Raw genomic sequence first — 12,608 nt, forward strand, 5'->3', positions numbered from 1 at the left:
CCAGAAAAATTACCAGGAAAATTTAACAGAACTTTGACCTCCATCCTTTTTTGCCATCATGAAAAAATGTCAGGTCCGTCGTTCCCATAAGCAAAAGCTTTGAGTATGAATATACAAATACGGTAATATGATATTAATCCGCTTTCTTTTTGCATGAAAAAAAGGGCCTCCTGCGCGCCGAAAAAATGTAAGCCCTTTCATTAATATTGATATAAACAACCAGCATGATGTAGAAGGCCAATTTTACGCCTGGGTGCCGGAAATGGCCACAGTGCTTATTTTTATATTTTAAACAGAAACGAAAGGTGATCCAACAAAAGAACTTGTTTGGGGGGATGAGTGATGACATGGTTGGAACAAGGTAAAGGCAGGGATCAAAAAATAGAACAAGTGAGAAAACTCGTTTCGGACGTTTTATGTGTGGATGGATCATCCATTTACCGTGTAACCCCTTGCGGCGGCATGACGAACGAAAATTTTCATGTCAAGCTCCAATCGGAAGATTACATTGTCCGGATTCCGGGAAGGGGGACAGCGGATTTTATTGACCGCAGACAGGAAAAAGAAAATCTTGAGGTGGGCGTTCAACTCGGGATAAATCCGGAACATGTCTATTTTGATGTTGCTTCCGGCATAAAAATAACCCGCATGATTCCCGGTGCGAGGACGCTTACGGCCGAAGATGTGAAAAATGAGGCTGTTATGAAGAAAGTCACGGCATTGCTGCGAAAGCTCCATCAATCTCCCATGCCATTAAAAAACCGGTTTGACCCGTTTCGACTGATGAAGGAGTATGAGAGCCTTGCCCTAAAAGAGGATTGCGCATTTTATGCAGGGTATAAAAGCGTAAAAAAAGAAGTTTCGCTGCTTGCACAATATTATAAATCGATGCAGATAAACATGGTCCCTTGCCATATAGATGCATTATATGAAAATATGATTGAGGGCGGGGACGGAAACATTTATCTGATTGACTGGGAATACAGCGGCATGTTCGACCCGATGTGGGATATTGCCACGCATGTGCTTGAAGCCGATTTTTCAACTGCGGAGGAGGAGCTGTTTTTCCGCCACTATTTTAAAAATCAAATCACTCCAAGAGAAAGAGAGCGGATTTTGCTGCAAAAAATTTTCCAGGACTTCCTTTGGAGCATCTGGACGCTGTTTAAAGAGGCAAAAGGTGACGATTTCGGGTCGTATGGTTTGGAGCGTTTTGAGAGAGCGGTTAAAAACATTTCCTACTTTCATCAAACATACCGGGAGGCAGCCACGTAATGCGCCTCTCGGATTCACCCAGGAGTGGTTATAGTGGATGAACCTGAATACCGGCGTGTAATGAATCATACAAAATGGGAAGAAATTAGACGGGCCATGTTGGATTTCCCGAAGCAAAACATGTGGAGAACAAAGGATATCGAAACAGGTTACATAAGTGATTGGGATGGGGACTGGTTCTATCATTTTAAAATAAATGGGGATAAGACTAGTTTTAAAACGATTGAATGGTTGGAAATACAATGTGAAGACGAAGAGATAAAAAAGGAATTAGTAAATGTTTTACAGCAAATTCATGTACCCGGTGAAATATTAAGCGGCTCCATCAAAATATATGGCCATGTAAAAACGGGAACATATGTCGATTATATATAAAACCGGCAATGCAATTTCCGTCCGTGAGCCATGCGGCTCCTGTTGGGGAGATTAGTTAGTATTTTAATCGGAACAGTCAAGGGGACAAAAATGATGCAGGCCCACCGCCGCTGCCATCATGGTCATTGGGAGTATATCCGTGGCTCTAAGCATTGAGAATCGCAAAACCGGACCAAATGAGCAACTTTATTAGAAAAGCGCAAGCACCCGTTTAGCGACGTACAAGGAGTTTGCTAGCCGCTTGGGCGCTGGCCGCCTTAATGGGCCATGTCCTGGTCGTTGAAGCTGGACAAAGCATATACTCTAAGGATAACTTGTTCTAATTTTATATACCTTCTTTAACCTGTAAAAAAAAACAGCCCCTGCTTTCAGGGGCTGTCATTGGCTTTCATTATGCCTTTTGAACGTTTGCAGCTTGTGGACCGCGTTGTCCTTGTCCAACATCAAAAGTTACCCTTTGACCTTCGTCTAAAGATTTGAAACCTTCACCTTGAATCGCCGAGAAGTGAACGAATACATCTTCTCCTGCTTCACGCTCGATGAATCCAAAACCTTTGTCTGCATTAAACCACTTAACTGTACCTTGTTCCATCATTTGTTGCCTCCTGGTGCGGTGATCCGCACAATGTGTTACTATCCTTGCTCAAATACCTTAGACGAAAATCAACTATCACTTCTCAATCTGAAAGAGCAAAAATAACTCCTCTTAAGAGTAACAGATATGTCTTAAAATAGCAAATTTTTTGGCCGTTATCCGTTTCTTGCCAACCAGCCTTTGCGCAAGAGGATAAAGGTATCTGCCGGCTGCTTTCAGAATGAGGCCCAAAAATCAAAAAAGGTGGAGAAAACGAATCGTTTATCTCCCCCTTTTTATGAGAAGTCCCTTATTTTGATGCGTAAAATTCCTTCGCTTTTTCCAAATAAATTTGGTCTTCCGGAAGCAGTTCTTCTTCGTGATAAATGGCTTCCACGGGACAAACGGCCTGGCATGCACCGCAGTCGATGCAAATGTCGGGATCAATATAAAACATGTTTTCCCCTTCTTCTATACAATCGACCGGACAAACGTCTACGCATTCGCCGAATTTTTCGCCTTCGCAAGGAGATGTAATTACATATGACATTCCATAACCCACCCTTTTATTTAATGTATATAAAATCGTTCGCAGCTTGTGCAGTTCAAACAGCAAAGAAAATGAAACTAATGCTAATATAGCAAACATGCAGCTTGTTTTCAATGAATCGGGATGAATTGCCAATAAGTAGTTGGACAATATTTTGTCAAATTTTAAAAGAAGCCTTTTATCAGAATGGTTGCAAATGGAATATGAATATATTAAAATCAATATATGAACATATGATCATATAAAAAGTGAGTGTGTTGAAAATGGAACGTAAGCATGATGAACTGGATAAAGAAACGTTATTTATTGTTTCCCAAACCTTCAAGGCACTGGCGGATCCGACCCGAATCCGCATTTTGCACCTGTTGTCGGAAGGGGAATGTTCGGTAAACCAAATTGCTGAAACACTTCAACTGCAACAGTCAACAGTATCCCATCAGCTTCGATTTTTAAAAAATTTGCGGCTCGTTAAATATAGAAGGGAAGGAACGAGCATGTATTATTCACATGATGATGAACATGTCATGAATATATTGGAACAAACCATTGACCATGCAAGGCATTAATTGTGACGGAGGTTATATCAATGGCCGAGTATCGCCTTAAAGGACTTTCCTGTGCGAATTGTGCCAGGGAGATGGAACAGGAAATTCAAAAATTGAATCACGGTGAAGATGCGAAAGTATTGTTCAACTCAAGTAAACTGATCGTTTCCGACGAGATTGCCTTGCATAAAGTGGAAAAAATTTTGGCGGGCGACGGCGCCGCGATTGTCCATGAAACAGAGGATGACGGGGGCGAACATCTGGAACATGACCATGGAAATGGCCGGAAGCTTCTTTACTTAATTGGATTGTCAACGGCTTTATTCGTAATTGCCATCATCTTGGAAAAACAAATCCCCGTGGTTATAGCGGCATCCATTTACATTGCGGCAGCAGCAATCAGCGGATACACCACGTTTTTAAAAGGCCTGAAAAACCTTGCAGTATTCAAATTTAATATTGATACGCTCATGACGATCGCCCTGATCGGCGCCTTTGGTATCGGTGAATGGAAAGAGGGAACGCTTGTTGCGATTCTTTTTGGCATCAATGAATACTTGGAAGGGCTCGGGATGGAAAAGGCGCGCAAGTCGATGGAGACGCTGTTAAAGGTGGCGCCGAAAGAAGCAACGCTGCTTGCCGGAGAAGAAGAAAGGACCATTCCCATCGCCGATTGGAAATCTGGCGATATGGTGCTCGTAAAATCGGGTGAAAAAATTCCTTCCGACGGGGTTGTATCGGAAGGAAGGAGCTCCGTAAATGAAGCCGCCATTACAGGTGAATCGATGCCGGTTGAAAAAATACCCGGTCAAACCGTTTACGGAGGAAGCATTAATCATGAGGGAGTTTTGAAAGTAAGAATTACAAAATCTTACGAAGATTCTTCCCTTGCAAAAATTTTGCATCTTGTTGAAGAGGCACAGGAAACAAAAACACCGACGGAACAATTTATCAACAAATTCGCGAAGTATTATACTCCGCTTATTATGGTGATCGCACTTATTGTCATGATTGTGCCCCCGCTTTTCGGAGGGGATTGGGGCAATTCATTTTATCAGGGGTTGGCCGTATTGATTGTCGGCTGTCCGTGTGCATTGATTATTTCATCGCCGATCGCCATCATTTCCGGCATTACCCGCAATGCAAGAAACGGGATTCTCATTAAAGGCGGCGTGTTTTTGGAACAGCTTGGGCATATTGAAACGGTTGTCTTTGATAAAACCGGAACATTGACAAAAGGGGAACCTCATGTAGAAGAGATGATTGCCTATACGAATGTAAAGAAATTGTTAAGAATAGCCGGATCGATCGAAAAGTCCTCCTCCCATCCGATTGCAAAAGCTATAATGGAGAAGGTGGAACAACATTCTGTTCCACTGGAAGAACCCGCCGACCTAAAAACGATTGCCGGGCAGGGAGTCGAGGCGGACATTTCCGGAAAGACGTATAAGATTGGAAATGAAACGAGCTTTCCGTCTTCCGGCATTCCGCCGCAAATCCAAAGCGACATCAACCGTTTAAAAGAAGAAGGCTACACGCTTGTTGTTGTGTCAGATGACGAACAGATTTTGGGATTGTTCGGCATTTCCGATGAAATTCGGCCTGAAAGCAAGGACGTCGTTGCCCAACTATATAAAGCAGGCATCAAAAATACGGTCATGCTGACAGGCGACCATGAAAAAACAGCCCAAAAGGTGGCTTCTGCAGTCGGTTTGACAAGATGTTACGCCGATCTTCTTCCACAAATGAAAGTGAACAAAATGAAAGAGTTCATTCAAAAAGGGAAGACAGCGATGGTTGGAGACGGGATAAATGATGCTCCTGCTCTTGCGGTTGCGGATATTGGGATTGCGATGGGCAAAGGGACGGACAGTGCAATTGAAACAGCGGACATCGTCCTCATGCAGGACCATCTCGGAAAATTGCCGAGCGGCATTAAAATCGCCAGGAGAGTCAATCATATTATTAAAATAAACATTGCTCTTGCTTTGGGATTGAAAATCTTGGCGTTATTGCTGACAATTCCGGGGCTATTGACGCTTTGGATCGCCATTTTGTCGGATATGGGAGCAACCATACTCGTCACATTGATCAGCCTGACAGTATTGATTGACAAAAGCGGAGCCGGCATGCAAAAACAAGGAGGATAAACCATTGGAGCGAGTACTAGTCGTAGATGATGAACCATCGATCGTTACACTTCTTCAATATAATTTGGAAAAAGCCGGATTTTCTGTAACGACTGCCGGTAACGGCGAAACGGGATTAAAAAAAGCGATGGAGGAACATTTTGACCTCATCGTCCTTGATTTAATGCTGCCTGGAATCGATGGCATGGATATTTGCAAAACGCTGCGCCTGGAAAAAATCAATACGCCTATATTGATGCTCACTGCCCGGGACGATGAATTCGACAAAGTATTGGGGCTGGAGCTTGGTGCGGATGACTATTTGACAAAGCCTTTCAGCCCGCGTGAAGTTGTAGCGCGGGTCAAGGCTATTTTGCGCCGCTCAAAGATGGCCGAAGAAACAACTTCCCTCCTTCAGCAGAGGGATAAACAAAAGTACGAAATCGGTGAGCTTTCGATTTTTCCCGAAAGGTACGAAGCCCTTATGCGCGGTGAAAAACTCGAACTGACGCCAAAAGAGTTTGAGCTGTTGGCATATCTTGCCGAAAATGAAGGAAAAGTCCTCAATCGTACACAGCTTTTGGATGCCGTCTGGAATTATGATTTTGTGGGCGACTCCCGAATTGTCGATGTACATATAAGCAATTTGCGGGAAAAAATCGAAGCTGATACGCGCAAGCCGCAGTATATCAAAACAGTCCGTGGTTTTGGCTACAAGTTGGAGAGACCATAAACGATGCAAAAATTGTGGTTAAAAATTACTTTTTCTTTTCTTGTCATCATGTCTGTCTCTCTGCTTGTTTCCGGCTTTTTTATCGCCGATAAAGTAAAAGAAACATACATGGATTTAAAAAAGGACCAGTTATATCAAATGGCCCAGTTGGCGCTGAAGGCCATTGATATCCGCGTTGATGGCGAAGCAGGGCTGCAAAATAAGGTAGCCGATCTTTCAAAAACAATCACTTCAAGAATTACAGTAATCGACCGGGACGGACATGTACTGGCCGATTCAGAAGACGATCCTGCCGTTATGGAAAACCACGCCGACAGGCCGGAGGTTGGCCAAGTCATTAAAGGGGGAAAAGATTCAGGGCTTGCCATTCGTTACAGCGAAACATTGGGTTACAGCATGATGTATGTTACAGTGCCAATCAGCGAAAAAGGTGAAGTGACAGGCGTTGTCCGCACCGCGCTATCATTGGAAAAAGTCGAGGAGGCCATTAAGCACCTGAGAGCCACTCTGACGATTGTTCTTTTTACCGCCCTGCTTTTAACGGCGATTGTCGGAATGAGCCTAGCCAAGGGAATTGCAATGCCGATTGGAGAAATGATTTCGGTTTCCGAAAGGTTAAAGGACAAAGATTATTCTGCGAGGGTGAGGCTGCAGTCAAAAGGAGAGCTGGGGCAGCTTGCCAACGCCATAAACGTATTGGCAGCCAGCCTGAAAAGCCAGATGGAACAAATTCAGGAAAATGAACAGCAACTGACGGGCGTTTTGAGCAATATGAAAAGCGGTGTACTGCTCGTTGATAAGGATGGGAAAATCTTGCTTGCCAACCGGGCCATGGGGGCCATTCTCGGGATTGAACCCCGGTTGTTAAAAGGCAAGCTGCACGTAGAGGCCGGCAAAAGTGCGGGGTTAAGCCGCCTGATTGATCAATGCCTCCGGGAAGGCAAGGAAATCAGGGATGAAATTCAATTTTATTTTCCGGATGAACGGATCCTTGATGTCCACCTGGCCCCTTATGTCGGAAAAAAGGGCGAATTAAAAGGCATCGTTGCCGTTCTGCATGATATTACGGACATCCGGCGGCTTGAAAAAATGAGGAGCGAATTTGTGGCAAATGTTTCCCATGAGCTAAAGACTCCAATCACTTCTGTTAAAGGGTTTGCGGAAACCTTGCTCGACGGGGCAATGGAAGACGAGGAGCTTCTCTACAAATTCCTGAATATTATCCATAAAGAAAGTGAAAGACTGCACAGGCTCATCAATGACATTTTACACCTTTCCAAGATCGAGCAGCATATTGTCACACTCAAGATTGAAAAAGTGAATGTAACCGAAGTGGTCTATAATGTTGCTGAAACGATTCGAAAGCAGGTGAAGAAAAAAGGACTGGAGCTTGAGATGCCGGATCACAAGAATGTGTGGGTCGAAGGAGAAAAAGACCGGATCCAACAAATTATTTTGAATCTCGTCTCCAACTCGGTCGTCTACACACCCGAAGGCGGAAAAATCGCCGTTTCCGTTACGGATAGGGAAGACGAAGTGGACATCCGCGTCCAGGATAACGGCATCGGGATTTCCAAAGAGGATCTTCCGCGTATCTTTGAGCGCTTTTATCGAGTTGACAAAGCGAGATCGCGGGATTCCGGCGGGACGGGACTCGGTCTTGCCATCGTGAAACATTTGGTGGAATCACACCATGGTTCCATCAAAGTGGAAAGCGAAGAAGGAAAAGGAACCATTTTTACCGTTACACTGCCAAAAAAACAATCAAGCGGTTAAAAGCCCCGATCCAGGATCGGGGCTTTTAACATTAATTATTCAGTTCGATCATTTTCCCGGAGGCCATATAAACGATCCACTCGCAAATGTTTGTCGTATAATCACCGATTCTTTCCAAATACTGCGCGACGAGCAATAAGTGTGATGATTGGCTGATCGATGCTTTGTCGCTTTTCATTAACTCGATCAGATCAAGAAAAATCTGTTTAAAATAAGCATCAATTTCATCATCCCGTTTGGAAATAACAATGGCTTCTTCTTTGTTCATTTCGATGTACGCATCAAGCGTATCACGGAGCATTTTTTGTACAAGCCCGGCCATCAACGGGATATCCACCAACGGTTTCGCATAGATTTCATCTTTTAATTGAATCGTAGCTTTGGCGATGCTGACCGCGTGGTCCCCCATTCTTTCCAAGTCTGTGGCCACTTTCAGCGTCATGGCAATTCTCCTCAAGTCGCTGCTGACAGGCTGCTGGAGCGCGATCAGGGAAAAGCATGCTTTTTCGATGGTGATTTCGGCATCGTTGATCATTTTGTCGCCCGAAATGACGGCTTCTGCGAGCCGGATATCTTTATGGACGAGTGATTTGACGGATTTGTGGACAGCCTCTTCCACCATGATGCCCATCGTCAGGAGCTGTTGGTGCAGTTCTCTTAGCTGCTCTTCAAATTGGGATCTGAGCATATTGCATTTCCTCCTTTTTTAACCGAAGCGGCCGGTAATATAATCTTCCGTTCTTTGGTCGGAAGGGTTTGAAAACACGACGGAAGTATCATCATATTCCACCAGTTCGCCGCTCAGGAAAAAGGCTGTCTTGTCAGAGATTCTTGCGGCTTGCTGCATATTGTGGGTGACGATGACAATGCTGTAATTTTTCTTGAGTTCCTGAACCAGTTCTTCTACTTTCATTGTTGAGATGGGATCAAGCGCTGATGTCGGTTCATCCATCAAGATCACATCCGGTTCAACGGCCAGGCACCTGGCAATGCAAAGCCGCTGCTGCTGTCCGCCGGAAAGACCATAGGCGTTTTCATGCAGCCGATTCTTTACTTCATCCCAAAGCGCCGCACCTTTTAAGCTTTTTTCTGCTATTTCCCGGAGCATTTTTTTATCCCGAATGCCGTGAATAACGGGCCCGTAAACGACATTCTCATAAATGGATTTCGGAAAAGGATTCGGTTTTTGAAAAACCATGCCCACTTTCGTTCTTAACTCCTCTACTCCGTACTTGCGGTCTAATATATTTTCGCCTCTATATAAAAGCTGACCTGTCATTCTTACGGAAGGAATCAAATCTACCATGCGATTAAGGGATTTGACAAACGTGGACTTGCCGCAGCCGGATGGCCCGATGATGGCGGTTACGTTATTTTCGGCTATGGCAATATGGATGTTTTTTAAAGCTTGGTCTTCTCCGTACCAAAGATTCAAATCTTTTGCTTCAAAAACGGTCTTTTTTTCAACACGGCTTTTCGTTATTGTTTCCTGTGCTTCACGTACTTCCTTTACAATCATTGCCGTCATAAAAAATCCTCCTTTTTTCGTTTAATAACGTTTTGAAAACTTGTTTCTGATCATAATGGCAATCGAGTTCATCAATATGAGCATGAACAGAAGGACAATAATGCCTGCGGCGGCTACATCATGAAATTCCGTTTGCGGTCTGCTCGTCCAGTTGAATATTTGGATCGGCATGACGGTAAAGCCTGACCAGATGTTTTCGGGAACAAAGGCAATAAAAGTCATGGCCCCGATCATGATGAGCGGCGCTGTTTCACCAACCGCCCGCGATAATGCCAAGATCGAACCGGTCAGGATCCCGGGAATGGCTGCCGGCAAAATGACGCGGCGAATCGTTTGCCATTTCGTCGCTCCCATTCCGTAGGAAGCTTCTTGAAGATCCTTCGGGACGGACCGGATTGCCTCCTGGGACGCCACGACAATGACAGGAAGGATCAGCAAGCTCATTGTCAAACCGCCGGCAAGGACACTTCGGCCCATTTCCAGCATCCTTACAAAAACCGTCAGGCCCAAAAGCCCGAAGACGATGGAAGGAACGCCCGCCAAATTGGATATATTCACCTGGATAAAACGTGTAAATCGATTTCTCTTTGCATATAACTCCAGATAAATCGCGCAGCCAACGCCTAAAATAATCGAAACCGGCCCGGTAATCGCCATCACCCACAAGGTGCCGAAGATGGCGGCCTTTATTCCGGACTCTTCCGGTTTGCGGGAGGCAAAGTTCGTCAGAAAATCGAAATCCAAATATCGGATGCCTTGACTGGTTATACGAAAAATGAGGATGGCCAAGACAACCAGCCCTATTGACGTAGCCAGCATAAACAGCCATTTTGAAAAGGTATTTTTTAAGAGCCGGCTGCCGATTCTTTTTTTTACCCGGGCTTTATTGATGAGTTCCATTAATATTCCTCCCTAAATCGCCTTGAAATCCATTGAGCAATCAGGTTCATGATGAGCGTGAAGATAAAGAGCGCCATTCCAACTGCATAAATGCTGTAGTAAATCGTCGAACCATAGGCGGCATCTCCGAGGCTCACCTGAACAATGTAAGCAGTCATCGTCTGTATGGTTTCTGTTGGATCAAAAGTCAGGTTCGGTTTTGCACCGCCGGCAATCGTTACAATCATCGTTTCTCCAACTGCCCGGGAAAGCCCGAGGACAAAGGAGGCAATGATGCCCGACAATGCAGCGGGCAACACGACTTTCAAAGACACTTCAAGCTTAGTGGAGCCGAGCGCCAAAGCCCCCTCCCTCATCGACCTTGGCACTGCCGACATGGCATCTTCCGAAAGGGAAGCAATGGATGGGATAATCATGATGCCGATAACGATTCCCGGACTTAAAGCATTGAAGAAATGAAGATCAGGGATTACTTTTTGCAGGACAGGCGTTACAAATGTAAGCGCAAAAAAACCGTAAACAATGGTAGGAATACCGGCCAGCACTTCCAAAATCGGCTTAATGATCCTTTTTGCGCGTTCGCTTGCATATTCACTTAAATAAATGGCCGTTGCCAGTCCAATCGGAAATGCCACGACAACAGCGATCAAGGCAACGAGCAGTGTTCCGGATATTAAAGACATAATGCCAAACTGCGGGTCTGCTTCAAAAAAGGGAAGCCATTCTTTGCTTGTAATAAAATGTATAAAATCAACACGCTTGAAAAACGTGTAGGTTTCAAACAGGAGTGTAGCAATGATGCCAATGGTCGTTAATATCGAGATAACGGCCATTAAAAACAGAAAAATGGGTACGGATTTTTCGGCCAATCCCTGTTTCAATTTATTTTTTCTTTTATTTTCTTCAATTAATTTTGCAATGGAGAGATGTTGATTTTTCAATTCCATTGGAAAACTCCTCATCTATATTCATTAGTGAAGGTGAGGGGATGCACATCCCCTCACCTATAGGATTACTTTTTCATTTCTTCCAACTTTGCCAGGGCATCTTTGTATTCCTGATCCTGAAGGCTTATATAGCCTACCTCTTCCGCCAAAGTGCCGGCATTTTCCAAGGCGAATTTTACATAATCATGGACGTGCGGCTTTTCGGATATCGATTGATTGTTAACATAGAAGAACAGCGGCCGGGAAAGAGGCTCGTAGTCCCCGTTCATAATCGTGTCATGGTCTGGTGTAATGGCTTCGCCTTTGCTGTTTACAATTGGAACGATTTTCAAATCATCTTGATTCTCCTTGTAGTAGGCGAAGCCGAAAAATGCAATGGCGCCGGGGTCACCCATTACACCTTGTACAAGTACATTGTCATCTTCGGATAAAGTGGCGTCGCTTCTCATCTGCCCGTCTTCCAAAATCACTTCATTCCAATAGTCATACGTTCCGGAGTCTGTTCCGGGGCTGAAGAAGGAGATCGGTTCTTTCGGCCAGCCTTCGCGAACGTCGGCCCATGTTTTCACCTTACCGCTTTCCAGCCACATTTTTTTCAGTTCCTCGACAGTTAATTGGTCGACGAAGTCATTATCTTTATTGACGACAACTGAAAGGCCGTCATAGGCAATTTTAAATTCAGTATAATCAATGCCAGCTTCTTTCAATTTCTTTGCTTCTTCATCTTTTATGGGGCGGGAAGCGTTGCTGATGTCCGTCTCGCCGGCTATGAATTTATTAAATCCGCCGCCGGTGCCGGAAACGCCGACGGGTGCTTTGACATTCGGCTCCTCGGCAGCATATTCCTCGGAAACTGCCTCCATGATCGGAAAGACGGTTGATGAGCCGTCGATGCCGACGGTGCCGGATAGTTGTTCAGCGTTACTTGAATTGTTTTCATTCGAATTGCTTGGGCTGGACGTGCTGCCGTCCCCATTTCCGCAAGCGGTGAGCAGCAATCCGAAAGACAAAGTGAGTGTCGCTAATGCGGGCTTCAAATTCATGAATGATTTTCCCCCTGTATTTATGTGATGTTTATCTTACAAATCCATCATAAGCGGACTATATCAATGTACAGTTAATCTAATGTAAAGGAGTTGTAAACAATCTATGAAAATAAGATAAAGGGAAACTAGATTGGAAGATTGCCGGATAAATCTGGCTCTTCGCTATTTAGTGTTGAAAAAACAATTTACTAGGTCCGGTCATTTCTATCATTTACCGGTATCGTGGCATC

13 protein-coding genes are annotated in these 12,608 nt (G+C 44.5%); 6 read left to right on the forward strand and 7 right to left on the reverse strand.

Annotated elements, in window-relative coordinates:
* Positions 1-342: 342 nt before the first annotated feature.
* A complete protein-coding gene (locus AB1L08_RS12380; RefSeq protein WP_413064968.1) occupies positions 343-1,275 on the forward strand; it encodes a phosphotransferase in 933 nt (310 codons plus the stop codon).
* 33 nt (positions 1,276-1,308) lie between these two features.
* Positions 1,309-1,650 carry a DUF6678 family protein gene (locus AB1L08_RS12385; protein ID WP_413064969.1) on the forward strand — a complete coding sequence of 114 codons (342 nt, stop codon included), beginning with the start codon at positions 1,309-1,311 and terminating at the stop codon, positions 1,648-1,650.
* A gap of 391 nt (positions 1,651-2,041) precedes the next feature.
* Here AB1L08_RS12385 and AB1L08_RS12390 read toward each other — a convergent pair whose 3' ends face one another.
* A complete protein-coding gene (locus AB1L08_RS12390) occupies positions 2,042-2,242 on the reverse strand; it encodes a cold-shock protein (RefSeq protein WP_413064970.1) in 201 nt (66 codons plus the stop codon).
* A gap of 292 nt (positions 2,243-2,534) precedes the next feature.
* Positions 2,535-2,774, reverse strand: a complete 240-nt coding sequence (locus AB1L08_RS12395) for a ferredoxin family protein (protein WP_413064971.1) — start codon at positions 2,772-2,774, stop codon at positions 2,535-2,537.
* Positions 2,775-3,037: 263 nt separating this feature from the next.
* On the opposite strand from AB1L08_RS12395, the gene AB1L08_RS12400 reads away from it, so the two are divergent.
* Genes AB1L08_RS12400 through pnpS form a run of 4 tightly spaced genes read left to right on the forward strand, consistent with a single transcriptional unit; the run spans position 3,038 to position 7,957 of the window.
* Positions 3,038-3,340, forward strand: coding sequence for an ArsR/SmtB family transcription factor (locus AB1L08_RS12400; protein ID WP_413064972.1), 303 nt, complete (start codon positions 3,038-3,040; stop codon positions 3,338-3,340).
* Between the two features lie 20 nt (positions 3,341-3,360).
* Positions 3,361-5,469, forward strand: a complete 2,109-nt coding sequence (locus tag AB1L08_RS12405; RefSeq protein ID WP_413064973.1) for a heavy metal translocating P-type ATPase — start codon at positions 3,361-3,363, stop codon at positions 5,467-5,469.
* 4 nt (positions 5,470-5,473) lie between these two features.
* Positions 5,474-6,181, forward strand: a complete 708-nt coding sequence (locus AB1L08_RS12410) for a response regulator transcription factor (RefSeq protein ID WP_413064974.1) — start codon at positions 5,474-5,476, stop codon at positions 6,179-6,181.
* 3 nt (positions 6,182-6,184) lie between these two features.
* Positions 6,185-7,957, forward strand: a complete 1,773-nt coding sequence (gene pnpS / locus AB1L08_RS12415; RefSeq protein ID WP_413064975.1) for a two-component system histidine kinase PnpS — start codon at positions 6,185-6,187, stop codon at positions 7,955-7,957.
* Between the two features lie 31 nt (positions 7,958-7,988).
* Here the strand turns inward: pnpS and phoU are convergent, their stop codons facing one another.
* The 5 genes from phoU to AB1L08_RS12440 form a co-directional block, all read right to left on the reverse strand.
* A complete protein-coding gene (gene phoU / locus AB1L08_RS12420; RefSeq protein WP_413064976.1) occupies positions 7,989-8,645 on the reverse strand; it encodes a phosphate signaling complex protein PhoU in 657 nt (218 codons plus the stop codon).
* An 18-nt stretch (positions 8,646-8,663) separates the two neighbouring features.
* Positions 8,664-9,485 (reverse strand): phosphate ABC transporter ATP-binding protein PstB, encoded by an 822-nt coding sequence (gene pstB / locus AB1L08_RS12425; RefSeq protein WP_413064977.1) that lies wholly within the window; start codon positions 9,483-9,485, stop codon positions 8,664-8,666.
* A gap of 21 nt (positions 9,486-9,506) precedes the next feature.
* Entirely contained in the window at positions 9,507-10,385 is an 879-nt protein-coding gene (pstA, locus tag AB1L08_RS12430) for a phosphate ABC transporter permease PstA (protein ID WP_413064978.1), read from the reverse strand.
* Positions 10,385-11,332: a phosphate ABC transporter permease subunit PstC gene (pstC, locus tag AB1L08_RS12435; RefSeq protein ID WP_413064979.1), complete on the reverse strand. Its 948-nt coding sequence runs from the start codon at positions 11,330-11,332 to the stop codon at positions 10,385-10,387. Before pstC ends, pstA begins: the two co-directional genes overlap by 1 nt.
* A 65-nt stretch (positions 11,333-11,397) precedes the next feature.
* Positions 11,398-12,375, reverse strand: a complete 978-nt coding sequence (locus AB1L08_RS12440) for a PstS family phosphate ABC transporter substrate-binding protein (protein ID WP_413064980.1) — start codon at positions 12,373-12,375, stop codon at positions 11,398-11,400.
* Positions 12,376-12,608 lie beyond the last annotated feature (233 nt).

This window comes from Siminovitchia jepli, from assembly GCF_047228825.1.
Lineage (GTDB): Bacteria > Bacillota > Bacilli > Bacillales > Bacillaceae_C > Siminovitchia.

Excerpts from the sequence above, each read along its gene's own strand:
- AB1L08_RS12440 (WP_413064980.1), bottom strand. The coding sequence starts at position 12,375 with ATGAATTTGAAGCCCGCATTAGCGACACTCACTTTGTCTTTCGGATTG.
- phoU (WP_413064976.1), bottom strand. The coding sequence starts at position 8,645 with ATGCTCAGATCCCAATTTGAAGAGCAGCTAAGAGAACTGCACCAACAG.
- AB1L08_RS12395 (WP_413064971.1), bottom strand. The coding sequence starts at position 2,774 with ATGTCATATGTAATTACATCTCCTTGCGAAGGCGAAAAATTCGGCGAA.
- pstC (WP_413064979.1), bottom strand. The coding sequence starts at position 11,332 with ATGGAATTGAAAAATCAACATCTCTCCATTGCAAAATTAATTGAAGAA.
- AB1L08_RS12400 (WP_413064972.1), top strand. The coding sequence starts at position 3,038 with ATGGAACGTAAGCATGATGAACTGGATAAAGAAACGTTATTTATTGTT.
- AB1L08_RS12390 (WP_413064970.1), bottom strand. The coding sequence starts at position 2,242 with ATGGAACAAGGTACAGTTAAGTGGTTTAATGCAGACAAAGGTTTTGGA.
- pstA (WP_413064978.1), bottom strand. The coding sequence starts at position 10,385 with ATGGAACTCATCAATAAAGCCCGGGTAAAAAAAAGAATCGGCAGCCGG.
- pnpS (WP_413064975.1), top strand. The coding sequence starts at position 6,185 with ATGCAAAAATTGTGGTTAAAAATTACTTTTTCTTTTCTTGTCATCATG.
- AB1L08_RS12405 (WP_413064973.1), top strand. The coding sequence starts at position 3,361 with ATGGCCGAGTATCGCCTTAAAGGACTTTCCTGTGCGAATTGTGCCAGG.
- AB1L08_RS12380 (WP_413064968.1), top strand. The coding sequence starts at position 343 with ATGACATGGTTGGAACAAGGTAAAGGCAGGGATCAAAAAATAGAACAA.
- pstB (WP_413064977.1), bottom strand. The coding sequence starts at position 9,485 with ATGACGGCAATGATTGTAAAGGAAGTACGTGAAGCACAGGAAACAATA.